22 protein-coding genes are annotated in these 23860 nt (G+C 69.6%); 14 read left to right on the top strand and 8 right to left on the bottom strand.

What is annotated here, in order from left to right; genetic code table 11:
• Positions 1-51: 51 nt before the first annotated feature.
• Both AB0N02_RS38390 and AB0N02_RS38385 read right to left on the bottom strand, forming a co-directional pair.
• Positions 52-249, bottom strand: a complete 198-nt coding sequence (locus tag AB0N02_RS38390; protein ID WP_363957332.1) for an acyl-CoA carboxylase subunit epsilon — start codon at positions 247-249, stop codon at positions 52-54.
• Positions 246-1838, bottom strand: coding sequence for an acyl-CoA carboxylase subunit beta (locus AB0N02_RS38385; RefSeq protein WP_363957400.1), 1593 nt, complete (start codon positions 1836-1838; stop codon positions 246-248). Before AB0N02_RS38385 ends, AB0N02_RS38390 begins: the two co-directional genes overlap by 4 nt.
• Before the next feature lie 334 nt (positions 1839-2172).
• Between AB0N02_RS38385 and AB0N02_RS38380 the strand changes: the two genes are divergently transcribed.
• The 3 genes from AB0N02_RS38380 (at position 2173) to AB0N02_RS38370 (ending at position 7276) form a co-directional block, all read left to right on the top strand.
• Positions 2173-2955: an ABC transporter ATP-binding protein gene (locus tag AB0N02_RS38380; RefSeq protein WP_363957329.1), complete on the top strand. Its 783-nt coding sequence runs from the start codon at positions 2173-2175 to the stop codon at positions 2953-2955.
• On the top strand, positions 2931-4571 hold the full coding sequence (locus AB0N02_RS38375) for a hypothetical protein (protein ID WP_363957326.1): 1641 nt from the start codon (positions 2931-2933) through the stop codon (positions 4569-4571). Before AB0N02_RS38380 ends, AB0N02_RS38375 begins: the two co-directional genes overlap by 25 nt.
• A 65-nt stretch (positions 4572-4636) precedes the next feature.
• Positions 4637-7276 (top strand): phosphoenolpyruvate carboxylase, encoded by a 2640-nt coding sequence (locus tag AB0N02_RS38370; RefSeq protein WP_363957323.1) that lies wholly within the window; start codon positions 4637-4639, stop codon positions 7274-7276.
• A 4-nt stretch (positions 7277-7280) separates the two neighbouring features.
• On the opposite strand, the gene fdhD is transcribed toward AB0N02_RS38370, so the two are convergent.
• Positions 7281-8168: a formate dehydrogenase accessory sulfurtransferase FdhD gene (fdhD, locus tag AB0N02_RS38365; protein WP_363957320.1), complete on the bottom strand. Its 888-nt coding sequence runs from the start codon at positions 8166-8168 to the stop codon at positions 7281-7283.
• 70 nt (positions 8169-8238) lie between these two features.
• Between fdhD and AB0N02_RS38360 the strand changes: the two genes are divergently transcribed.
• Complete coding sequence (locus AB0N02_RS38360) at positions 8239-9063, top strand: biotin--[acetyl-CoA-carboxylase] ligase (RefSeq protein ID WP_363957316.1); 825 nt, start codon at positions 8239-8241, stop codon at positions 9061-9063.
• A gap of 33 nt (positions 9064-9096) precedes the next feature.
• Positions 9097-9621 carry a PH domain-containing protein gene (locus tag AB0N02_RS38355; protein WP_363957313.1) on the top strand — a complete coding sequence of 175 codons (525 nt, stop codon included), beginning with the start codon at positions 9097-9099 and terminating at the stop codon, positions 9619-9621.
• Between the two features lie 156 nt (positions 9622-9777).
• Here the strand turns inward: AB0N02_RS38355 and AB0N02_RS38350 are convergent, their stop codons facing one another.
• The gene (locus AB0N02_RS38350; RefSeq protein WP_363957310.1) at positions 9778-9993 is read right to left on the bottom strand and encodes a DUF397 domain-containing protein; all 216 of its coding nucleotides are present in this window, start codon (positions 9991-9993) and stop codon (positions 9778-9780) included.
• Between the two features lie 13 nt (positions 9994-10006).
• Positions 10007-10882, bottom strand: coding sequence for a helix-turn-helix transcriptional regulator (locus AB0N02_RS38345; RefSeq protein ID WP_363957307.1), 876 nt, complete (start codon positions 10880-10882; stop codon positions 10007-10009).
• Positions 10883-11250: 368 nt separating this feature from the next.
• On the opposite strand from AB0N02_RS38345, the gene AB0N02_RS38340 reads away from it, so the two are divergent.
• Together AB0N02_RS38340 and AB0N02_RS38335 are read left to right on the top strand one after the other, a co-directional pair.
• Positions 11251-12393 (top strand): DUF433 domain-containing protein, encoded by a 1143-nt coding sequence (locus AB0N02_RS38340; RefSeq protein ID WP_363957304.1) that lies wholly within the window; start codon positions 11251-11253, stop codon positions 12391-12393.
• A complete protein-coding gene (locus AB0N02_RS38335) occupies positions 12374-12823 on the top strand; it encodes a hypothetical protein (protein WP_363957301.1) in 450 nt (149 codons plus the stop codon). Before AB0N02_RS38340 ends, AB0N02_RS38335 begins: the two co-directional genes overlap by 20 nt.
• A gap of 117 nt (positions 12824-12940) precedes the next feature.
• On the opposite strand, the gene AB0N02_RS38330 is transcribed toward AB0N02_RS38335, so the two are convergent.
• Entirely contained in the window at positions 12941-14656 is a 1716-nt protein-coding gene (locus AB0N02_RS38330; RefSeq protein ID WP_363957298.1) for a PQQ-binding-like beta-propeller repeat protein, read from the bottom strand.
• 440 nt (positions 14657-15096) lie between these two features.
• Positions 15097-16767 carry a carboxylesterase family protein gene (locus AB0N02_RS38325; protein ID WP_363957295.1) on the bottom strand — a complete coding sequence of 557 codons (1671 nt, stop codon included), beginning with the start codon at positions 16765-16767 and terminating at the stop codon, positions 15097-15099.
• Between the two features lie 400 nt (positions 16768-17167).
• Here AB0N02_RS38325 and AB0N02_RS38320 point away from each other — a divergent pair, with 400 nt between their 5' ends.
• The 7 genes from AB0N02_RS38320 to AB0N02_RS38290 all read left to right on the top strand — a co-directional run bounded on the left by AB0N02_RS38320 (position 17168) and on the right by AB0N02_RS38290 (position 23002).
• On the top strand, positions 17168-18181 hold the full coding sequence (locus tag AB0N02_RS38320; RefSeq protein ID WP_363957292.1) for an adenylate/guanylate cyclase domain-containing protein: 1014 nt from the start codon (positions 17168-17170) through the stop codon (positions 18179-18181).
• Positions 18182-18256: 75 nt separating this feature from the next.
• Positions 18257-19342 carry an S-(hydroxymethyl)mycothiol dehydrogenase gene (locus AB0N02_RS38315; protein ID WP_363957289.1) on the top strand — a complete coding sequence of 362 codons (1086 nt, stop codon included), beginning with the start codon at positions 18257-18259 and terminating at the stop codon, positions 19340-19342.
• On the top strand, positions 19339-19956 hold the full coding sequence (locus tag AB0N02_RS38310; protein WP_363957287.1) for an MBL fold metallo-hydrolase: 618 nt from the start codon (positions 19339-19341) through the stop codon (positions 19954-19956). The genes AB0N02_RS38315 and AB0N02_RS38310 overlap by 4 nt, the downstream gene beginning before the upstream one ends.
• A gap of 137 nt (positions 19957-20093) precedes the next feature.
• Positions 20094-20273, top strand: a complete 180-nt coding sequence (locus AB0N02_RS38305) for a (2Fe-2S)-binding protein (protein WP_363957285.1) — start codon at positions 20094-20096, stop codon at positions 20271-20273.
• 15 nt (positions 20274-20288) lie between these two features.
• The gene (gene bfr, locus AB0N02_RS38300) at positions 20289-20771 is read left to right on the top strand and encodes a bacterioferritin (RefSeq protein WP_363957282.1); all 483 of its coding nucleotides are present in this window, start codon (positions 20289-20291) and stop codon (positions 20769-20771) included.
• Between the two features lie 281 nt (positions 20772-21052).
• Positions 21053-21721, top strand: a complete 669-nt coding sequence (locus AB0N02_RS38295) for a response regulator transcription factor (protein WP_012888073.1) — start codon at positions 21053-21055, stop codon at positions 21719-21721.
• A gap of 3 nt (positions 21722-21724) precedes the next feature.
• Positions 21725-23002 (top strand): ATP-binding protein, encoded by a 1278-nt coding sequence (locus tag AB0N02_RS38290; protein ID WP_363957279.1) that lies wholly within the window; start codon positions 21725-21727, stop codon positions 23000-23002.
• Positions 23003-23093: 91 nt separating this feature from the next.
• Here the strand turns inward: AB0N02_RS38290 and AB0N02_RS38285 are convergent, their stop codons facing one another.
• Positions 23094-23582 carry a GtrA family protein gene (locus AB0N02_RS38285; RefSeq protein ID WP_363957276.1) on the bottom strand — a complete coding sequence of 163 codons (489 nt, stop codon included), beginning with the start codon at positions 23580-23582 and terminating at the stop codon, positions 23094-23096.
• Positions 23583-23860: the final 278 nt, after the last annotated feature.

Raw genomic sequence — 23860 nt, 5'->3', positions numbered from 1 at the left:
TTTCTTAGATAGTCCCAAGTCTCGTGCAACTTGACACCCTGTTCCGGGGATCTATCGAGGCAGGCCGCTCGATCTCCAGGCACCTTGTCCGACTGGCAGTGGCTTTCGCATGCGCTGTGCGGGATCACGCCAATTTTCATGCTTTGGTGGTGCTTTCGCCGTCGAAACCGGTCGGGTGGCGAGCGCGACCACCAGTGCGGCGATCTCCTCCTGGGTCGCGTCCCCATGAACGATCTTCAGGTGTGTCATAGCGGGATGTTCCCATGCTTCTTGGGGGGCAGGGTCATGCGCTTGTTGCGCAGGGTGCGAAGCGCCTTGACGATCTGGACCCGGGTGTCTGAGGGGCGGATCACGGCATCTACATACCCGCGTTCGGCGGCGAGATACGGGTTGGCGAGGGTGTCCTCGTACTCGCCGACGAACCGGGCCCGCTCGGCGTCCGAGTCGTCGGCCGCGGCCAGCTCACGCCGGTAGAGGATGTTGACCGCGCCCTGGGCGCCCATCACCGCGATCTGCGCGGTCGGCCAGGCCAGGTTGATGTCGGCGCCGAGGTGCTTGGAGCCCATGACGTCGTAGGCGCCGCCGTACGCCTTGCGGGTGATCACCGTGACCAGCGGCACGGTCGCCTCGGCGTAGGCGTACAGCAGCTTGGCGCCGCGGCGGATGATCCCGTTCCATTCCTGATCGGTTCCCGGCAGGAATCCCGGCACATCTACAAATGTCAGAACAGGAATGTTAAAGGCATCGCAAGTACGGACAAACCTTGCGGCTTTCTCCGAGGCCGCGATGTCCAGCGTGCCCGCGAAACTCATCGGCTGGTTGGCGACGATCCCCACGGAACGTCCCTCGACCCGGCCGAACCCCACGAGGATGTTCGGCGCGAACTTCGCGTGCACCTCCAGGAACTCGCCGTCGTCCAGCACGTGTTCGAGCACCGTGTGCATGTCGTACGGCTGGTTGGCCGAGTCGGGGATGAGGGTGTCCAGCTCCAGGTCCTCGGGCGTGGCCTCCAGCACCGTGTCGGTGTCGAGCACCGGGGCCTCGTCCAGGTTGTTGGAGGGCAGGTAGGACAGCAGCGCCCTGGCGAACTCCAGGCAGTCGGCCTCGTCGGCCGCCTCGTAGTGCGCGACGCCCGACCGGGAGTTGTGCGTGTGCGCGCCGCCGAGTTCCTCGAACGTCACCTCCTCGCCGGTGACGGTCTTGATGACGTCGGGCCCGGTGATGAACATGTGCGACTTCTCCGAGACCATCAGCACGAAGTCGGTCAGCGCGGGGGAGTAGACCGCGCCGCCCGCGCACGGGCCCATGATCAGGGAGATCTGCGGGATCACGCCGGAGGCGTGCACGTTCCGCTTGAAGATCTCGGCGTACAGGCCGAGGGAGACGACCCCCTCCTGGATGCGCGCGCCGCCGGAGTCGTTGATGCCGATCACCGGGCAGCCGGTCTTCAGCGCGTGGTCCATGACCTTGACGATCTTCTCGCCGAAGACCTCGCCCAGCGACCCGCCGAACACGGTGAAGTCCTGGGCGAACACCGCCACGGGGCGGTCGTCGACCGTGCCGTAACCGGTCACCACGCCGTCGCCGTACGGCCGCTCCCGCTCCAGGCCGAAACTCGTCGAGCGGTGCCTGGCCAGCTCGTCGAACTCCACGAAGCTGCCCTCGTCGAGAAACGCCAGGACCCGCTCCCTGGCCGTCATCTTGCCCTTGGCGTGCTGCTTCTCCACCGCGCGTGCCGAACCGGCGTGGGCCGCCTCGTGCAGGCGGCGTTCCAGGTCGGCGAGCTTGCCCGCGGTGGTGTGGATGTCAATCCCGGGGGCTGTCGGCTCGGCGCTCATCGGGTCCTTCACCACTCCTCGCTCGGTCTGCACTGGGGACGGGGCGGGCGAGCGGGGTGCGGCGGACGCCCTCGCGGCGCCCTCCGTCCCGGGCGCGGGCGTGTTCCCCGCTCGTTTTCAGCAGAGTAACCCTCTGCCCGGGGGAGAACCCCGCTGGGTCCCGTCTGGCAGGAACGCGGCTGGGAGACCTTTTCCGGGGTCCGTCCGGGACCTGTCCGGGGCCCGTCCGGGACCTGTCCGGCCCGGGCCGGACAGGCCTTCCAGGCCCGGTGAGCGGGGGCCCCGTACCGGGAGCAACACTCGTCAAGCGGGCACTTCTGGCAAAGTGGGAGTCATGACGGACATCGTCGAGGCGGTACGGACACAGCGGCTTTTCAAGAGGTTCGGTCAGCAGGTGGCCGTCGGAGGGGTCGACCTGGTCGTGCCCCGCGGCAGCTTCGCCGGGCTGGTCGGCCCGAACGGCGCGGGTAAGACGACCACCCTCAGCATGGTCACCGGCCTGCTCCGCCCGGACGGGGGCGCCATCCACATCGACGGCCTCGACGTCTGGCGCGACCCGGTCGCGGTCAAGGCCCGCATCGGCGTGCTCCCCGAGGGGCTGCGCCTGTTCGAGCGCCTGTCGGGGCGTGAGCTGCTGCTCTACAACGGCCAGCTCAGAGGCATCCCCAAGGCCGAGATCGAACAGCGGGCGGAAGGACTGCTGCGGGTCATGGACCTGACGGAGTCGGCCGACAAGCTCGTCGTCGACTACTCGACGGGCATGCGCAAGAAGATAGGCCTGGCCGCCGCGCTGCTGCACAACCCCCGGGTGCTCTTCCTGGACGAGCCGTTCGAGGGGGTGGACCCGGTCAGCGCCAACACGCTGACCGAGGTGCTGCGGCGCTACACCGCGTCGGGGGCGACCGTCGTCTTCTCCAGCCACGTCATGGACCTCGTCGAGCGCCTGTGCGACTGGGTCTCGGTGATGAGCCGGGGCCAGATCGTCGCGCAGGGCCCGCTGGACCAGGTCCGCGCCGGACAGAGCCTCAACGAGGCGTTCCTCGGCCTGGTCGGCGCCGCCGGACACGGCACCGGTGGAGAGGAGGGGCTGTCATGGCTGGGCGCGACCTCGGCCTGAACGGCCGGGACCCGGTCGTCGCCGACGGCCCCGCCCAGGAGGGCGCGGTCAGGGTCGGTCCCTGGATCTTCGTACGGCTCAAGCTCCGCCTCATCGCCGGCAACCTGCGCGGCAACGGCGTGCGCCTGGCCGGTTTCGTCTTCACCGTGATCGCCGCCCTCGCCGTGGCGGCCTTCGGCTTCCTCAGCCTGTCCTCGCTGCGGCTGGCGCCGGACGACATCGCGGCCGACATCGGAATCGTGCTGTTCACCGTCTTCCTGGTGAGCTGGGCCGTCGGACCGCTGCTGGCCTTCGGCCTGGACGACACGCTCGACCCGTCGCGCCTGGCGCTGTTCCCGCTGCGGACCGGCCAGCTCGCGGCCGGGATGTTCGCCACCTCCGTCACAGGAGTCTGGCCGATCGCCACGCTCCTCGTCATGTTCGGCGCGATCGTCGGCCTGGCGAGCGGGGTCGGCGGCGTGCTCCTGGGCGTCGTCGCGGTGCTCCTGCAGTTCGCGCTCTGCGTCGTCACCTCACGCCTGGTCACCACGTCCCTGTCCGGCGTCCTGCGCACCCGCAGGGGCCGCGACGTGCTCGCCATCTCGGTGATCTTCTTCATCGTGGCCGGACAGCTGCCCAACCTGCTGCTCAACGGCGGCGGCATCGGCGACCCGCTGGAGCTGCTGCACCGCATCGCCGCGGTGCTGCGCTGGACCCCGCCGGGCATGGCCGCGCACGCCATCGCGGACGGCGGCCCGGTCGCGGTCGCCGAACTGGCCTTCCTGGCCGTCCTGGTCGTCGTGGTCGGCCGTCTCTGGATCGCGGCGCTGCGCCGGGCGCTGGTCACCAGCGACGCCTCGACTGAGGGCGCCTCGGTCCGGAACTCCAGGGGCCTGCTGGCCCGGGTGCTGCCCGACGGCCCGCTCGCCGCCGTCGCGACCAAGGAGCTGAAGTACGCCCGCCGCGACCCCAGGGGCCGGGTCGGCTGGTTCGCCTCCGTCGCGGTCACCGGCGTCATGGCCTTCTCCCTGAGCCGCGGCGAGAGCCCCCCGGGCATCGCCCAGGCCGTCGGCCCCGCCTGCCTGGGCGCGGTGATGATCGGGCTGCAGTCGGCCAACTCCTTCGGCATCGACGGCCGCTCGCTGTGGATGAACTCCGTTATCTACGGCACGGCCCGCGACTGGCGGACCGACCTGGCCGGGCGGCACCTGGCCGTCGCGACGATCGCCACCCCGCTGCTGGGCCTGCTGGCCGTACTGGCGGCCGTGCTCGCGGGCGACCTCCTGTGGGCCGTCCCCGTCGCGCTCATCGCCTGGGGCGTCCTCGGCGTCGGCCTCGGGATAGGGGCCATGACGAGCGTGCTGGTGCCGTACACGGTGCCCGATCGGCTCAACGCCTTCACCGGGGCGGCGCCGGGACAGGGCGGCATCGCCTTCGTCGCCTCGTTCGGCGCGATGGTCGGCGGAGGCCTGCTGGCGCTGCCCATCGTGGTGCCGGTTCTGCTGGGCCTGACCTGGGTCTGCGTGCTGGCGGTGCCGTACGGCCTGCTGGTCTCGTGGGCGGGCCGCAGGATGGCCGGGAACATCGGTTTCCGCAGGTATCCCGAGCTCGTGGGGGCCGTCTCGCAGGGTGGCTGATTGGTCTAGTCCAATAGGTGAGACCGGTATCCGCTCGGAAAAACGGACTGACTACGCTGACAAATATGTCCGCTACCGCGAACACCCCAGCAGAACGTTCATCCGCTGTCACCGAGATGCCCGACGAGTTGCGCGCGGATGTGCGGCTGCTCGGTGGGCTCCTGGGGCAGGTGATCGCCGAGTACGGAGGCGATGACCTGCTCGCCGATGTCGAGCGCCTTCGCAAGGCCGTCATCGCGGCCCGCCGCGGGCAGGTCTCGGGCGACGAGATCACCGCGATGGTCGCCGAATGGCCCGTCGACCGGGCGGTGCAGATCGCCCGTGCCTTCACCTGCTACTTCCATCTGGCCAACCTCGCCGAGGAGCACTTCCGGATCCGCATCCTCCGGGTGCGCGACACCGGCGAGGAACCGCTGCCGGAGTCCATAGCGCAGGCCGTCCAGGAACTGGGCGGCGAACGCGTCACGGAACTGGTCGAGGGGCTGCGGCTGCACCCGGTGCTGACCGCGCACCCGACCGAGGCCCGCAGACGCGCGGTGGTCACCACGATCCAGCGGATCAGCGGCAGGCTCGCCGCCTACAACAGCCCGGAGCGGGGCGCGGCCGAACAGGCCGAGACCCGGCGGCGGCTGCTGGAGGAGATCGACCTGCTGTGGCGGACCGCCCATCTCAGGGCGACCAAGCTCGACCCGCTCGACGAGGTCCGCACCGCCATGGCGGCCTTCGACGAGACCCTGTTCCGGGTGATTCCGCTGGTCTACCGCTCGCTGGACGCCGCGCTCGGCGAGGGCGCCGGGATCCGCGAGCCGCTGGCCCGCCCCTTCATCCGCTACGGCAGCTGGATCGGCGGCGACCGCGACGGCAACCCCAACGTCACCGCCAAGGTGACCAGGGACGCCCTGCTCATCCAGTCCGAGCACGTGCTGATCGCGCTGGAGAACGCCACCCTCAGGATCGGCCGGGCCCTCACGCTGACCGACTCGTACGTTCCCGCCTCGCCGCAGCTCAGGGCGGCGCTCGCCACCGCCGAGACCGACCATCCCGACCTGGTCTCGGAGATGGCGACCCGCTCGCCGCAGGAGCCGCACCGGCAGTGGCTGCTGTTCGTCGCCGCCCGGATCGGGGCGACCCGGCAGCGCGGTCTCGACCTGGCCTACCGCTCGCCCGACGAGCTCCTGGCCGACCTGCGGCTCACCCAGGACTCGCTGGTCGCCGCCGGGGCGCCCCGGCAGGCGTACGGCGAGTTGCAGAACCTCATCTGGCAGGTGGAGACGTTCGGTTTCCACCTGGCCGAGCTGGAGGTGCGCCAGCACTCGCAGGTCCACGCCGAGGCGCTGGCCGAGCTGACCGCGGGACGGAGCTCGGAGCGCACCGACGAGGTCCTGGCGACCATCAGGACGATCAGCTGGATCCAGGAGCGGTTCGGCACCGCCGCCTGCTCCCGCTACGTCGTCTCCTTCACCCGGTCCGCCGACGACATCGCCGCGGTCTACGCCCTGGCCGAGCACGCGCTCGGCGCGCGGGCTCCCAAGCTCGACGTGGTCCCGCTGTTCGAGTCGGGCGCCGACCTGGCCAACGCCCCGGCGGTGCTGACGGGGATGCTCGCCATTCCCGGCATCCAGGAGAGGCTCGCCGCCAACGGCCGCCGTCTTGAGGTCATGCTCGGCTACTCCGACTCCGCCAAGGAGCTCGGCCCGGCCGCCGCGACCCTGAAGCTCTACGAGGCGCAGGAGGCGCTGACCGCCTGGGCCGCCGAGCACGACGTGCGGCTGACGCTGTTCCACGGCCGGGGCGGTGCCCTGGGCCGGGGCGGCGGCCCGGCGAACCGGGCCGTGCTCGCCCAGGCCCCCGGTTCGGTCGGCGGCAGGTTCAAGGTCACCGAGCAGGGCGAGGTCATCTTCGCCCGCTACGGCCACGGGGCCATCGCCCGCCGCCACATGGAGCAGGTCACCTCGGCGGTGCTGCTGGCCTCCACCCCGACCATCGAGGCCCGTACGGCCGAGGCCGCCGGACGCTTCCGCGCCGTGGCCCAGCAGGTGGCCTCCGCCTCGGAGAAGGCCTACCGGTCGCTGACCGAGGCGCCCGGCTTCCCCGAGTGGTTCTCGCTGGTCAGTCCGCTGGAGGAGATCGGCTCGCTGCGTCTGGGCTCCCGCCCGGCCAGGCGGGGCCTGGGCGCGCCCCGGTCCCTGGACGACCTGCGGGCCATCCCGTGGGTGTTCGCCTGGGCGCAGACCCGCGTCAACCTGCCCGGCTGGTACGGCCTGGGCAGCGGCCTGGAGGCGGTGATCTCCGAGACGGGCATCGACGAGCTGCGCGCCGCCTACCGCGAGTGGCCGCTGTTCGCCTCGCTGCTGGACAACGTGGAGATGTCGCTGGCCAAGACCGACCGGGACATCGCCGCCCGCTACCTCGCACTGGGCGGCAGGGACGACTTCGTCGACCAGGTGCTGCGGGAGTACGACCTCACGCGCCGCCTGGTGCTGGAGATCACCGGCCACAGCCGCCTGCTGGAGAACCGCAGGGTGCTCTCGCGCGCGGTCCAGCTCCGCGATCCGTACGTGGACGCGCTGTCGCACCTGCAACTGCGCGCCCTGTCCGCGCTGCGCTCCGACGACACCCTGTCGGAGGAGGAGCGCGAACGGCTGTCCACGCTGCTGCTGCTGTCGGTCAACGGCGTCGCCGCGGGCCTGCAGAACACCGGCTGACCGGTCAGCCGGTCACCCGTTCCGCGCCCGAGTAGAGGTTGAAGCGTTCCTCGCGCAGGAACCCGACCAGCGTCATCCCGAACTCCCTGGCCAGGTCGACGGCCAGGGAGGACGGGGCGGAGACCGCGCACACGACCGGGATCCCGGCGGTCAGCGCCTTCTGCAGGATCTCGTAGCTGCTGCGCCCGCTGACCAACAGGATGTGGCCGCCCAGCGGCGGCATCCCGTTCATCAGGGCCCAGCCGACCAGCTTGTCCAGCGCGTTGTGCCGTCCCACGTCCTCGCGGAGCGCCACCAGCTCGCCGTCCGGGGTGAACAGCCCGGCCGCGTGCAGTCCCCCGGTCTTGCCGAACACGCCCTGGGCCTTCCTGAGGCGGTGCGGCAGGCCGTACAGGGTCTCGGGGGAGACCCGGGGGCCGTCGCCGAAGGGCAGCGGGGCGCACCGGCCGCGCAGGGCGTCGAGGCTGGCGGTGCCGCAGACGCCGCAGGCGCTGGAGGTCACGAAGTGCCGCTCGAGGGAGGGCAGGTCGGGCAGGGGGCCGCGCAGCCGTACCGTCACCGTGTTGTAACGCGCCTCCGGCGGCACGTCGTCGTCGGTGCAGTAGGCGATGGACGCGATCTCCCCGGCGGAGGCCAGCCCCTCGCCGTGCAGGAACCCGGCGGCGAGCTCGAAGTCGGCGCCGGGCGTCCGCATGGTGATCGCGACCGTACGGCGCGCACCGCCCGCCTGGACCCGGATCTCCAGCGGCTCCTCGGTGGCCAGGTCGTCGCGGCGGTCCCGGACGACGCCGCCGGAGACCTCCGTGACCCGGGTCCTGGTGCTCGGCCCCGGGCGCCGCGCGGCCCGCCCACGTTCCCACACATGCACCGTCTCACCACCGCTGTCACCCACCTTCCCAGTATTCCCTGCTCATTGCCCTAATTCGGTAACAGGCGGTCGCCTGGGGCGGGAAGATGGATAAGTGCTCGACTCGCCCTTCACCGATCTCGACCGCCCGCCGCTGTCCCAGGCGGCGCTCACCCGTGCCCTGGTCCGCCCCGGCGGCCTGTGGTCGGACATCACCGTCGTCGGTAAGACAGGCTCGACCAACGCCGACCTGGCGCAGGCCGCGCGCGACGGTGCCAGGCAGGGAGCCGTGCTCATCGCCGAGGCGCAGTTCGCCGGCCGCGGCAGGCTCGGTCGCACCTGGAGCGCGCCGCCCCGCTCGGGGCTGACGTTCTCGGTGCTCCTGCGTCCAGAGCCGTCCCCCACCCTGCAGGGCTGGCTGCCGCTGCTCGTGGGCCTGGCCGCCGCGTCGGCCATACGCAAGATCGCCGAGGTCGACGCCCGGCTGAAATGGCCGAACGACCTGCTGGTCGGGGAGCGCAAGCTCGCCGGAGTGCTCGCCGAGCGGGTGGACAGCGCGGTCGTCGTGGGCGTCGGCCTCAACGTGAGCGTCCGCCCCGACGAGCTGCCCGTGGCGACCGCCACCTCGCTGGCCATCGAGGAGGCCGCCTGCGTCGACCGCGACCCGCTCATCAGGGCGATACTGCGGGAGATAGAGACCCACTACCGTGAGTGGTCCGAGGCGGACGGCGACGCCGACGCGTGCGGGCTGCGGGCCGCCTACCTGGGGGTCAGCGCGACCGTCGGCCGCGAGGTCCGGGTCGAGCTGCCGGGCGAGCGGGTGCTCACCGGCTCGGCGACCGGCATCGACGCCTCCGGCCACCTGCTCGTCGAGTCCAAGGGACGGCAGTACACCCTGAGTGCGGGCGATGTCGTGCACGTTCGTCCGCACGCCTCGTGACGCGAGGCGTGCGGGCATGCCACGATTTGCCCCATGGGTCTGCCTGATCACCACCTGGCGGAGGGGGAGCTGCGCATCCGCGCGTTCCACCCCCACTGGAAGCGCCTCGTCGTACCGTTCCTCGCGCTGCTCGTCATCATCGTCGCGTCGAGCGCCGCGATCTTCCTCATGCCAGCCTTCGAATACGACTCCTACGCGCGCATCGCGGTGGCGGTGATCGCCGTCGGCCTGCTGACCGTGTGGTCCTTCGTGCCGTACCTGCAGTGGAAGAACACCTCGTACGTGCTCACCTCGCACCGGCTCACGATCAGCCTGGGAGTGCTGAACAAGTCCAGCGAGGACATCCCGATGAGCAAGGTCAACACGGTCAGCGCCGACCAGACCCTGTTCGAGCGGATGCTGGGCAGCGGCACCCTCAACGTCGAGTCAGCGGGCGAGCAGGGCCACGTCACGCTGCGCGACATCCCGAACATCCAGGACGTCCGGGCCGAGCTGTTCCGCGCCGTCGACGAGGCCGACGACGAGGAACCCCGCACCCCCCGCCCCGCCGAACCCTGACCCACCCTGCGACCCCGGACCGTTCGTTTCCCTGTCCGGGGAACCGCCCGTTTCCCCGGACCATCGGCGACTTCCCCGGACCACCGGGGACGCCGTCATCGGACCACCGTTCGTCGACGCCGCCACCGGCACGGATCCACTCGTGATCTTAAAATGTCACCGAAGTGCGAGATCGTCGAAGCCGCCTTGCTTGATGTCGCTGACGAAGGCCGTCCAGGTGTCACGGTGGAACGTGAGGGTGCCGCCTTGGCGGTTCTTGGTGTCGCGGACGGCGACGGCGTCGTCGACGAAGGCCACTTCGACGCAGCTCGGGCCGTCGGCGCTGAGGCTGCTCTTGCGCCAGTGCCCATCGGAGGGGTTGGGCTGCTGCATTCTGTTCCTCCCGCTAGCGGTCTTCGCGCAGGGAGGCGATGAGTGCGGCCGAGTCGTTCGGGCTGAGCGCCACCGCGCGAAGATGCTCGCAAATGTGGTTGTATCGCTGGATATCCGCTTCTTTCTCAAGAAACAGACCGCCGGCCATGCTGTCAATGTGGATCACGTCGGGGTCGTCCGTGCCGAATTTCAGGACGATGAAGCTGCCGGGCATACCTGAGTGGGCTCCGGCGGAGAACGGGATGACCTGAAGGGTGATGTGCGGGCGCTTGGTCTGCTGGACGAGATGGGTGAGCTGGTCACGCATGATGGTGTCGCTGCCGACCGTTCGTGACAGGGCCGCCTGGTCCAGGATCGCCCACAGCCGGAGGGGTGTGTCGCCTTCCAGGAGGGCCTGCCGCTGTAGCCGGGCGGCGACGCGGGTCTCGACTTCGTCGTCAGTGGTGGTCGGCCGTACTCCCCGGATCACCGCCCGCGCGTAGTCCTCGGTCTGCAGCAGGCCGGGGATGAACAGCGACTCGTAGTTGATGGCCTGCTGTGCTTCGGCTTCCAGGCCGATGTAGGCGCTGTACTGCCCGGGAAGATCGGCTTCGAAGCCGTGGAGCCAGCCTCGCTGTTTGGCCTCCTTCTGGAGTTTCACCAGAGCGGTACGGCGGCTGCCGGTGGCGCTGTAAACGTCGAGCAGGGCATTGAGCGTCCGGAGTTGCGGTTTGGTCTTGGCCGTCTCTATTCGGTGAAGCGTGGCGAGGTTGATGTCGGTTTTCTCGCTCACCTCGGCCTGGGAGAGTCCGGCCTCCTCGCGAAGGCGGCGTAGTTCTGCCGCCAGACGACGCAGACGTACCGTGGGTGGTTGGCGCCTGGCCGGTGACAGGGATTCGATTTCGCCCATACCGCCTCTCTCCTGCATCTATAACGCCTTTCTGGATTATGCGGGCAGTGTAAAAGCCTGCATTGCATTTACTCAGTGTGATGATGCATGCTCTCAACGTAAAGCCTTCCAGGTCGGTTCTTCCCTGGAAGGCGGAACGTGTGATTTCCCCAGACGGCCGGGCGGACGACCTTCCCTCCCGACGCGGTCCACCCCCTGTCGGGTGTCCGTCCGGCGCAAGCGGCACGATCGGCGGCAGCCCCCTGCCGTTTCCCGGTCGTGCCCTCACAGGACCGGCGCCGCGCCCTCGCCACCCATGAGGGAGCGCTTCCCCGGCTGCGAGCGGTGCCGGTCCTGTGCCCGACATGCCGAGCAGGATCGAGGGAGAAATGACCGGTGTCAGCGTCAGAGAGCACTATCTGGAACTCTCCGTCTTCCCCACCTCGCCCTACTACGCCCGCGTACACGTCCAGCGCGTGCTGGAGGGCTGGCGGCGGGACGATCTGGTCGAGACGGCCCAGCTCGTCGTCTCCGAACTGGTCTCCAACGCCATCAAGGCGCACGCCGCATCCCTCGCCGCGCTGGAGACAACCGCCCTGGCGAGCCCGGATCGCATCTGGATGGACCTGTACCAGGCCGAGGAGGCGGTCGTACTGCGCGTCTGGGACGCCGCCCGGCAACGCCCGTACCGGAGGAGACCGGCAGGTCGGCGCAGGTCTTCATCCCCTCCGTGGCGAACATCCGCGATGGGATGGTGTGTCCCGGGTGAACATTCGGCTAGTGAAGCGGAACGCCGTGTAATTCCTGACCGGCCAGGAGAGATTTGCGATGATGGCTGGGCGCGAGGCCGAATGACGAGGTGCGAGAGGGGCGAGGCGATGACGTACGACCCGAAGCTGGCCGCGGCGCTGTCGGGTGCCACGCTTCGCCAGCTCGCACACTGGCGTAAGGCCGGCGCGAGTCGTGGCGCGGTGCTGATCCCGGAGATCTCCAGCACCCGGCCCGTCCTGTACTCCTTCCGTGATGTGGTGGCGCTGAGGACCTGCGTCAAGCTGCGCAAGGACGCCTCACTGCAGAAGATCAGGCGGGCGCTCGACACACTCCGTGAGGATCTGCGAGAACAGGACCACCTCTCGTCGTACACGCTGGTCGCCGACGGCAGCAGCATCTATCTGGCCGGGCCTGATCAGGCAGTCGATCTGGTGCGCAAGAGGGCCAACGTGGTCATCCACGAGATGCAGGACGTCCTGCAGCCGTTCTACCGCGACGGCAGGCACATCCCGCCGTTGCTGCAACCTCGCGCGCATGTGACGGTGGATCCGGCCGTTCGCGGCGGGGTTCCCGTCATCGAAGGCACTCGTGTCCCTTATGGCGAGGTCGCGGCCTTGCTCCGAGACGGGGTCCCCCCGGAGCGGATCTCCGACTTCTATCCGAGTGTCACCGCCACGGCGGCCCTGGACGCCGCCGATTTCGCCGATTACGTTGACAGTTACGATCCCCCCAGGGAGCCGCGTGAGGCTGCTGCTGGATGAGAACGTGTCCAGGCCGCTGCATCAGGCCATCGCCGCCTTTGTTCTGGGACACGAGATCGTCCATCTCCTCAATCTCGACCGCTGGTCTGGAACCCGGGACGAGAAGCTCTATCCGCAGGCTGCGGCCGAGGGGTTTCAGGCCATCCTGACCAACGACGCCCGGCAGATGCAGCGCCCCAGGGAAGTCGAGGCGATCGCCGCCTCCGGACTGCATCGGATCGAGTATCCGCACAAGCACCCCGGTCTGACGGGGATCGGTCTCGCGATCGCCACGGTCGCCGCCGGGCTGCCCGCCACTCTGGCTCTCCTGGCGGACGCGGATGGGCAACGCCTGGTGACCTTGCGTGGCATCGATCCGACCCCGGCCGGCCGCCTGCGTGTCGTGGACCCGGCCACGGCTCCGCCGAAATACTGGCCGGATCTGACATAGCGCTTTCGGGGGTGTTTTCCGGGGCGGGCCGGGGGCGGTGGGGCCCCCGGCCCTCCTCCTCAGGGAGAGCCCACTACCTGAGGAAGTTCGGGGAGAGAGGTGTCCGCGCCGGCTTCGCTACAGGCCGAAGGCCAGCAGGACCGAGCCGCGGTCGGGGTTGGGGTACGGGGTGAACGAGTAGCCGGACTGCACGTAGACCATGCCGTGCGAGACGACCGCGCCGCCCGCGCCGGACACGGCGCCGCCGCGTCCCGGCAGGCCGTTGACGCCGTCGACCGGGGTGATCGTGTCGTAGGTCCACAGGACCTCACCGGTGCGCGCGGAGTAGGCCCGCATCTTGCCGTCCATGCTGCCCAGCCACACGAGACCGGGCGTGGTGGTCACCGCGGGGCCGTGGCCGAGCTGGCAGACGTTGGGGTACTGCGCCGCGCCGCCGGTGGTGCAGCCGTCCTCCGGGTTGGGGGTCTTCCAGAGGATGTGGCCGTCCGCCGGGTTGATCGCGAACAGCGTGCCCGGCCTGCCCATGTAGGTCGAGACGTACAGGCGCTCACCGTCGAAGCTGGTGCCCCACTGGATGCCGGACAGGCCGCCGCTGGGCATCGGCGTGGACAGCTGGCGCTGCCAGACGATCTTTCCGGTCCTGGCGTCGAGCACGTGGTAGACGCCGGCCTTCTGGCCGATGCCGACGAGGTGCTTGCCGCCGGCGGTGAAGAGGTTGGGCGCCGCGCCCAGGTCGTAGTCCAGCGCGGTGCCGTCGGGCAGGTTCGGGCAGTACTGCTTGTCCTCGGGGGTGGGGAAGGAGCACTCGATGCGCCAGGTGTCGACGTCGGTCATCTTCCTGGTCCAGCGGGCCTTGCCGGTCGTGATGTCCAGCGCCAGCACCGAGTCGAAGTCGCCGCCGCTGCCGGTGTAGTTCTGCCCGGTCCCGACGTACAGGGTGCGGGTGACCGGGTCGATGGCCGGGGTGCTCCACACGCCCGCCCCGGACGGCTCGTACCGGGGCACCCCGTTGGGCCAGGTGCCGTTCTGCTTGGGCTCGGGCACGGTGTAGTAGCGCCAGACCTGCTCGCCGGTCTCGGCGTTCAGGGCGTCGATGTGACCGCGGAAGGTGCAGCAGGGGAAGGTCTTGCCGAGGATGTTCTGCCCGCTGGACACGCCGACGTAGACGCGGCCACCGTAGACGATCGGCGAGCTGGTGATGCCCGCGGCGATCTCGGTGTCGATCTGCCGGGCCCAGGCCAGCTTCCCGGTCTTCTGCTCCAGCGCGTAGAAGTAGCCCCGGCCGTCGCCGAAGTACACCTTGCCGCCGGAGACCGCGGCCCCGTCCTGCACCACGGCGCGTCCCCCGGGGCCCGGGGTGCCGACGGTGCTCAGGTCGAAGTCCCACTTCGCGGCGCCGGTCCGCGCGTCACGGGCGTAGAAGTGGCCATCCGTCGCGCCGAAGTAGATCGTGTCGCCCACGACGGCGGGCTGGCTGTGCGGCGTGCCAGTGTTCTTGGGGTAGGCGAAGGCCCACTTCAGCTTCAGCTTGCCGACGTTGCCGGGCGTGAGCCGGCGCTCGAAGGGGTTGGAACGCGAGCCGCTCAGGTCCTTCTGCCAGGACGGCCAGTCGCCGGGGATCGAGGGCGGGGTGTGGCCGCCGCCCTGGGCCCCCTGGGCCCCCTGGGCCCCCTGGGCCCCCTGGGCCGTGGTGTCGGTCACGGCCTGGTCGCCCCCGCCGGGGGACGCGGCACCGGCCGTGACGGGCGTGTTCAGCAGTACGGCCAGGCACGACACGGTCACCACCGCGGCGGACCTGAGGAATCTCTTCCTGCGGATCGGATGCATTTCCATCTCTTCTCTCATGTGTGGTCCCGGAGGGCGGTGTGGCGTGCCGTACCGGGGGAGGGGAAGCCGACCGCGGCGCGCGTCACCGCTCCGGAGGCCGTGAAGGCCCATGGAGGCCCACGGAGACCCATGGAGGTCCATAGAGGCCCACGGAGGCCCACGGAGGCCCACGGAGACCTGGGCGGCGTCCCGTGAACCGGTCCGGTGAACCGGTTAGGCGAGCGGGCATGACGAGTCGGCGTGGTGCGCCGGCGCGATCCGGCGCGGTGCGGAGCCGGTGCGGTGAACCGGTGCCGTGCACGGGTGGCGCGGACAGGCGCCGTGAACGGTCAACGGTTCATCGAGTCACCGGATGAAAGGCTGATATATGGCGCTTTTCCGGAGCGGGCGCGCTAGGGAACCGGCGCCGGGGTGAGCCGGGCACCGGGTGGGGGAGAGGCGCCCGTTCAGCGGGTGAACGCCGCGTACTTCTTCCAGAAGTCGCAGTTGTGCTGCTTGGAGATCTCCTCGGTCAGCTGGCTGTCGCCCGCGGGCACGAGAGACATGACGCCGGGGTGGGAGCGGGTGAACTTGGACCAGTAGGGCGTGCCGTCGACCGTCGGGTTGCCGGTCCTGGCGAAGCCGGTCCACTGGGCGGCCAGCTGGGTGGCGAAGGTCTGCTGGTTGGGGCTCAGGTCGGTCCTGGGGAAGGACAGCAGGAGCGCCTCGTTGATGTGGTACGAGCCGTTCGGCTTGGTCTTGTCCAGGAAGAAGATCGGCGGGGCGTCGGCGTTGTCGACCTGGAAGGCGTAGACCGGGATGTGGCGGGCCAGCCGCTCGTCGTTGAGCAGGGCGGGGCAGACGGAGTTGGAGTCGGCCACGATGGTGCGGTAGGCGATGAACGCCGAGGGGGCGGGGAAGCGGTTCAGCGGGTAGCGCTTGAACACCTCGGGGGCGAGGGAGTCGTACTGCTGCTTGACCAGCGCCTCGTACTCCTCGGGGGTGTTGGCCCCCAGGAGCTGGGTCTCGTCGCGGTCGACGCCGTGCATGAGGGAGACCTTGTTGACGCGGCCGGTCGCGAACGCCTCGGCGGGTGACAGGGGCAGGATCGTGCCGTCGACGATCGGGGCCAGCGTGCCCTTGTCGGGGCCGATCCCGTCGCCGGCCTTCTCCACCAGCGTCTTGGCGGGTACCGCGCGCAGACAGGCGGCCACGTCCGCCGCGTTCCCGCAGCCGACGGCGGCGGCGAAGCGGTCACCGGTCTGCTGCGCCTCGGCCTCGGTCGGCAGGTCGGACTTGCAGTCCTGGGTCTGCCACATGGTCTCGTGGCCGCGCAGCGAGTTGTACTCGCCGCTCTGCGAGATCCCCTTCTGGAACAGCCCCTTCGACACGGGCGAGGTGGTGTGGGCGCACACGCTGGACCCTCCGGCGGACGCGCCGTAGATGGTCACGTTGTTCGGGTCGCCGCCGAACCGGGAGATGTTGCGCTGGACCCAGCGCAGCGCCTCCTGCTGGTCGCGCAGCGCCCAGTTCCCCGAGCGGGCGCCCAGCGTCTTGTGCGCCAGGAAGCCGAGGATGCCGAGCCGGTAGTCGACGCTGACGTGGACGACGCGCCCGGCACCCGCCAGGTAGGTCCCGTCGGAGGAGGCGCCGAGCCGGAACCCGCCGCCGTGGAACTCGACCATCACGGCCAGCGGCTCGGTGCCCGCGTTCACGGGCACGGCGACGTTCAGCTTCAGGCAGTCCTCGTTGTACGACTCGGGGCCGAGGAAGGCGGGCTGCGGGCAGGCGGAGCCGCGCTCCGTCGCTTCGAGGGCCGTCGTCCAGGGGGCGTGCTGTTCGGGCGGAGCCCAGCGCAGCTTGTCGACGGGCGGCGCGGCGTAGGGGACACCGAGCCAGGACTTGACGTTGTTGACGACCAGGCCGCACACCGGACCCCGGTCGGTCTGAACGGTGGTGTCGGGTGCGCACGCGGGGGCCGCCGCCTGCCGGGACGCCGCGACCGGCACGATCGCGGCGGCCTGCCTCCCGGCCGCGGACGCGGCCACGGCCGCCGGTGCCGAGGAGGAGAGCGCCATCGCCGCCGCGACGAGTGACACGCCCATGGTGAGCGTGAAGTGCCGTTTCTTCGTCTTCATACTGGATTTCCTTTGGGGGGACCGACAACAGAACTGGGGGGATCGGCCGGTGGCGTGCCGCGCCGGTGGCCGACTTCGATCTGCCGGGCAATGAACACGAAAGGGCGACTTGACCATAGGGCGGGTTGATGGTGCGGAATAGGCGTCTCGTGCCGGGATGGACGAGCGGCGTCCACCGAGCGCTCACCGGTCCCGCCGTGTCGGTGAGCGGTCGAATCACCTCGCTCAGCGGTCAGCCGGTTCCTGACCATATTCTGACACGGTGAGTAATCACCGGTGCGGCGACCGGCCACGCCGAGCGACGACGCACGCGGTCCGATCTTCTCAGCCAACGGGGACGCCGAGGGGTGAACGGTGGCGTAACCTCCTGGGCGGGAAGTGGAGAGAAGGCGGAGGAAAAGTGGCGAGACGTCCGACGGCCGAGCAGATCGAACGCCTTTTCGTCGGCACGTCACCCTGCTACACCCGGATCGAGGTGGCCGAGCTCGCGGGGGTGCCGCAGGAGTTCACCGAGCGGATCTGGCGGGCGCTCGGCTTCGCCACGCTGCCCGACGACGCGGTGGCCTTCACCGACGCCGACGTGGCCGCGCTCGGGCGGGTCAAGACGATGCTGGCGGACGGGCCGCTGGACGAGCGGGCGGTCATCCGGATGACCAGGGCGATCGGCCAGACGACCGCCAGGCTCGCGCAGTGGCAGGCCGAGATCATGATCGGTGCCGTGCTCGACAGGGAGCGGGAGCCGACGGACGCCGACCTCGCGGCGGTGCTGGAGGCCTCCCGCAGGCTGCTGCCCGACTTCGAGCAGGTGCTGGTCCACGTCTGGCGGGCACAGCTCGCGGCCGCCGGGACCCGCCTGCTGGCCGTCACCGACCTCACCGAGGAGACCGGGCCGAACCGCCTGACCCTCGCGGTCGGCTTCGCCGACCTGGTCTCCTTCACCCAGCTCTCCCGCGAGCTGGACGAGCACGGCCTGGCCGAGCTGGTCGAGGGGTTCGAGTCGCGGGCCTCGGACGTGGTCGCCGCGCACGGCGGACGGCTGGTCAAGACGCTCGGCGACGAGGTGCTGTTCACCGCCGCCGAGCCGCGCACGGCCGCGGCGATCGCGCTGGCCCTCGTCGACGCGATCCGCGGCTACGGCCCCGAGGTGCGGATCGGCCTCGCCTACGGCCCCGTCGTGCCGATGATGGGCGACGTCTTCGGGACCACCGTCAACCTGGCCGCCCGGTTGACCGCCATCGCCCGCCCCGGCACGATCATCGCCGACGGCGAGCTGGCCGAGGCCGTCGCGGGATCGCCCGGCGTCGAGGTGCACCGCATGCGCCGCCGACCGGCCCGGGGGCTCGGAATGGTCCAGCCGTACGTGCTCCGCCGGCCCGGAGGCGTCACCGGGTCCGACGGGCGGCGCCGGGCCTGATAAGCATTGTCCTGGGACGTCTCAGCAGAAAAGCCGTCCAACCCCGGTAACCGACTCGAAGACGAGGTGCAGGATATGCCGTACACCGTGCAAGGCGTGGTGGCACGAGGCAAGGGTGAGCCCGTTTCCCTGGAGACCATTCACGTGCCGGACCCCGGTCCGGGCGAGGCGGTGGTGAACATCCAGGCCTGCGGCGTCTGCCACACCGACCTGCACTACCGCGAGGGCGGGATCAACGACGAGTTCCCGTTCCTGCTCGGCCACGAGGCCGCCGGGGTGGTCGAGGCCGTCGGCGAGGGCGTCACCGAGGTGGCCCCCGGCGACTACGTGATCCTGAACTGGCGGGCCGTCTGCGGTGACTGCCGGGCCTGCAGGCGCGGCCGCCCGTGGTACTGCTTCAACACCCACAACGCGACCCAGCGGATGACGCTGGAGGACGGCACGCCGCTCAGCCCCGCCCTGGGGATCGGCGCCTTCATCGAGAAGACCCTGGTCGCGGCCGGGCAGTGCACCAAGGTCGACCCGGCCGCGCCGGCGACGGTCGCGGGCCTGCTCGGCTGCGGCGTGATGGCGGGCATCGGCGCCGCCATCAACACCGGCGGCGTGACCCGCGGCGACAGCGTGGCCGTCATCGGCTGCGGCGGCGTCGGCGGCGCGGCCGTCCACGGCGCCTGGCTGGCGGGCGCGACGAAGGTCATCGCGGTGGACGTCGACGACCGCAAGCTCGCCTGGGCCAAGGAGTTCGGCGCGACCCACACGATCAACTCCCGCGAGACCGACGCGGTCGAGGCGATCCGGGAGATCACCGGAGGCAACGGCGCGGACGTGGTGGTCGAGGCCGTCGGCCGCCCGGAGACCTACAAGCAGGCCTTCTACGCCCGTGACCTGGCCGGGACCGTGGTCCTGGTGGGCGTGCCGACCCCGGAGATGACGGTCGAGCTGCCGCTGCTGGACGTCTTCGGCCGCGGCGGGGCGCTGAAGTCCTCCTGGTACGGCGACTGCCTGCCCAGCCGTGACTTCCCCATGCTCATCGACCTCTACCTCCAGGGGCGGCTGAACCTGGACGCCTTCGTCTCCGAGACGATCGGGCTCGGCGACGTCGAGGAGGCCTTCGCCAAGATGCACCGCGGCGAGGTGCTCCGCTCGGTGGTGGTCCTGTGATCGACAGGGTCGTCACCTCTGGAACGTTCTCACTGGACGGCGGCACCTGGGAGGTCGACAACAACGTCTGGCTGGTCGGCTCGGGCAGCGAGGTCGTCGTGGTCGACGCGGCGCACGACGCGGCCGTCATCGCCGGGCGGGTGGGCGACCGGGAGGTCAAGGCGATCGTCTGCACCCACGCGCACAACGACCACATCGACGCGGCGGCCGAGCTCGCCGCCCGGGTGGGCGCGCCGATCCTGCTCCACCCCGCCGACCAGGCCCTGTGGGAGATGGTCTACCCCGACCTGCCGTACACGCCGCTGCGGGACGGCGAGGTGATCTCGGCGGGCGGAGTCGACCTGACGGTGCTGCACACGCCGGGCCACGCGCCGGGCGCGGTCTGCCTGCACGCGCCCGCACTCGGCGTGGTCTTCACCGGTGACACGCTGTTCAACGGCGGTCCCGGCGCGACGGGCAGGTCGTTCTCCTCCTTCGACACGATCGTCGAGTCGATCAGGACGCGGTTGCTGCCCCTGCCGGAGGAGACGGTCGTGTACACCGGGCACGGTGACTCGACCACGATCGGAGCGGAGGCCCCGCACCTTCAGGAATGGCTGGACAGGGGTCACTGACCGTAATCGATGCTCTTCAGATATGGTGGGGGAGAAAGCCTGTGTGTTCCACATCACATAGGCAAGCCTTACTCAATGAGTTATGTTAGGTACGCCTTACCTATGCACAACCGGTTGAGAGAGGTTTCTCCCCCGCCATGTATGTCTGTGTATGCCGTGCCGTCACCGAGAACGAGGTGCACGACTGCATCGCGGCCGGGGCGAAGAGCGCACGTCAGGTCCGTGACGCGACCGGTGCCGGTGGTGACTGTGCGTCTTGTGTGAGGAAGATCTGTGCGATCCTGAAGCGGTCTGAAGATTTGATGCCGACCGCTTAGCACAAGGAGCCCGTCATGCAGGGCGACAAGCAGATCATCGAATTGCTGAACGAGCAGCTCACCGCGGAGCTGACCGCGATCAACCAGTACTTCCTGCACGCGAAGATGCAGGAGAACTGGGGATACACCAGGCTTGCGAAATACACCCGCGAAGAGTCCATCGACGAGATGCGCCACGCGGAGAAGCTGACCGACCGCATTCTCTTCCTTGAGGGCCTGCCCAACTACCAGCGGCTGGGCACACTGCACATCGGCCAGACCGTCGAGGAGCAGCTGCGCGCCGACCTGAACATCGAGCTGGAGGTCGTCGGCCGCCTGAAGCCCGCGATCATCTTGATGCGTGAGAAGGGCGACGCCACCTCGGCCCGCATCTTCGAGGAGATCCTCGAAGACGAGGAGCGCCACATCGACTATCTGGAGACGGAGCTCGGGCTCATCGAAAGCCTCGGCATCCAGCTCTACCTGGCTCGCTACGCCGAGCCGCCGTCGGCCTCCTGAGACCCTCTTGAGATCCTCCTGAGATCGACTGCCCGAACACGCCCACCGAGTCCCATACGGCGGGCGTGTTCTGTTTTGTCATGAACGGGCGAGAGAGCCCTTGGCGGGCCTGTCGTTTCCAGGGAGTTCCGAGGCGGGAGCGCTACCGCGCGCGCCCCGGCCGTTGCGGGACGACTATCCGGGATTTATCAGTGTTTGCCCAGGTCAATGGATAGGTCAATGACGAGTCAAACCGCGCGCTGTACCCGGGAAACGATCCCTTAAGGTCCTACGATCGCAACATGACCTGTGTACTTCTCGCCGAGGACGATACCTCGATCTCCGAGCCGCTGGCGCGGGCGCTACGTCGCGAGGGCTATCAAGTCGAGGTGAGCCCCGACGGCCCGCAGGCCCTGGAACGGGCACTGTCGGGTGGCATCGACTTGATTGTTCTTGACCTGGGCCTGCCAGAGATGGACGGCCTGGAAGTCGCCAGGCGCATTCGCGCCGAAGGGCACGGCACGCCCGTGCTCATCCTCACCGCTCGTGTCGACGAAGTCGACACCGTCGTGGGCCTCGACGCCGGGGCCGACGACTACGTCACCAAGCCGTTCAGGCTGGCCGAGCTCCTGGCCAGGGTCCGCGCGCTGCTCCGGCGCGGCACCTCCGAGACGCCCGTGGTGCAGGGGGTGCGCATCGACGCCGACTCCCGTCGCGCCTGGATGGGCGACAAGGAACTGCACCTGACCACCAAGGAGTTCGACCTGCTGCGGGTCCTGGTCCGCGACGCGGGCAAGGTGGTGACCCGGGAGCAGATCATGCGTGAGGTGTGGGACACCAACTGGTGGGGTTCCACCAAGACCCTGGACATGCACATCTCGTGGCTGCGCCGCAAGCTGGGCGACGACGCCGCCAAGCCGCGATACATCACGACCGTGCGAGGGGTTGGCTTCCGCTTCGAACGCGAGTAGGGGATGCGCCGCCGCCTGCTCTCGTCGACCCTGCTCGTCGCTGTCATCGGAGTGCTGCTGCTGGGCATCCCTCTGGGGGTGGCGGTCAACCGGCTGATCGAGGAAGAGGCGACTCAGGAGCTTTCCTCCCAGGCCAAAAGCCTGCTGGGGGAAGTGGAGTATGCCCGGATTCAGGATCAACCGGTCGACCCCGAGCAACTCAAGCGTAAGTATCCCGACCGATACATCCAGGTCTATGCGAAGGGGACCCCACCCCAGGTGACGATGGTGGGGACCGAGCCTCCGGACAACCGCAAGATGACCCAGGACGCTCAGTCGGAGAACGGCGTGTACGTCGCGGTCAGCCGGGACAGGACGCAGGTGGAGCGGGAGGTCAAGGCGTGGCTCCTGCTCATCATCGCGCTCGCCTCCGCGGCTCTCGCGGTGGCGGTCGGGCTCGCCATCGTGCAGTCGCGCCGCCTGACGCTCCCGCTCAGCGATCTGGCGATGATCGCTGAGCGGCTCGGCTCCGGCGACGCCAGGCCGAGCAAGCACCGCTACGGCATCCAGGAGCTCGACCGGGTCGCCGAGGTGCTGGACCGCAGCGCGACCCGCATCTCCGACCTGCTGGCCCGGGAGCGGGAGTTCGCGACCGACGCCTCGCACCAGCTCCGCACCCCCCTCACGGGACTGACCATGCGCCTTGAGGAGATCGTGGCCGCCGCGCACGAGCCCGGGATCGTCAAGGAGGAGGGGGAGGCCGCGATCGTGCAGGCGGAGCGGCTCACCGCGGTGATCGACGAGCTGCTGGCCGCCGCCAGGCGGCAGCGGCAGGCCCAGGCCGACGCGGTCATGCTGGACGAACTGCTGGACCAGCAGTTCATCGAGTGGGGGCCGGCCTTCCGCAGGGTGGGGCGGAAGCTGAAGCTGTCCGGCACGCGAGGACTGCAGGCCCTGGGCACCAGCGGCGGCGTCAGCCAGGTGATCTCCACCCTGCTGGAGAACTCACTGGAACACGGCGGTGGCACGGTGACGGTGACCACCAACTACAAGGACAGGTCGATCGTGATCGAGGTCGCGGACGAGGGGAACGGCGTCTCCGACGAGCTGGCGGGCCGGATCTTCGAGCGGAACGTCAGCGGGGCCGGGGGCACGGGTCTGGGGCTGACCCTGGCCCGGGCACTGGCCGCCGCCGACGGCGGCCGCCTGGAGCTCGTCCGGCCGCGCCCGGCGGTGTTCGCGCTCTTCCTGCGCCAGGTCGACGACACCACCAGGAACCGGGTGGTCAGAGGTCCGGCGTGACCGGCGGCCACCCCGAACGAACCGGCGGGTCCGCGTGGCTCGGGGACCCGCGTGGTTCAGGGGATCCGCCCGGTTCGGAGGGCCGTGTGGCTCAGAGGACCCGCGTGGTCTCGCCGGGGAGCTCCTTCGGCACCTCTGCGGTGACCTCCGCGACGGCCAGGAAGACCCACTTCTTGTAGGACCAGAAGCGGAACAGCGTCCCCAGGCCGATTCCGAACAGGTTGGCGATGTTGAGGCTCAGCGGGTCGGTCAGCTTCAGGGTGTACTGCACGAAACCGATGCAGAGCAGTCCGATCAGCAGTCCGACCGCGTTGAGCAGGAAGAACAGGAAGTACTCCCGGGCGAGGCCGCTCTGCTCCCGGTGCCGGAAGGTCCAGTAGCGGTTGCCGAGGTAGGAGAGGGTGGCCGCGATCGATGTGGCGGCGACCTTGGAGGTCAGAGTTCCCTGGTGCAGGCCGTACATGATCAGGTTGAAGCCGCCGGTGTCGACGACGAAGGCGATCGCCCCGATGATCCCGAACTTCGCCAGCTCCTGGACCAGGTCGGCGAGCCGCGCGTAGGCACGTCGCAGAAACTCCATGTCTCCCGCACGGTCCTTTCCGGGTTGGCTGAGGGCCGCCACTCGGGGGGACCTCGGACACTGTTCTGTCAGGCTACCGGTGCATCCTCTCGTTCCGCTTCCCGGTTGACCAGATGTTGTGCATAGCAGTCAGCCAAGGATATTTGCGGAAATATCGGATGTCAGGAGATAAGCCAGTATCTGACGTTACTCCGGTTCGGTTGGTCGCACGAAGCACACGGGTGACTTTCATTGCCATGACGCGACTCCCGTCTCCCGCGTCCGGCCCGGAGGGGCTC

Source organism: Streptosporangium sp. NPDC051022, assembly GCF_040683035.1.
Lineage (GTDB): Bacteria > Actinomycetota > Actinomycetes > Streptosporangiales > Streptosporangiaceae > Streptosporangium.
Note: the sequence above shows the minus strand (reverse complement) of the source record. Positions and strands in the feature narration are given on the sequence as shown.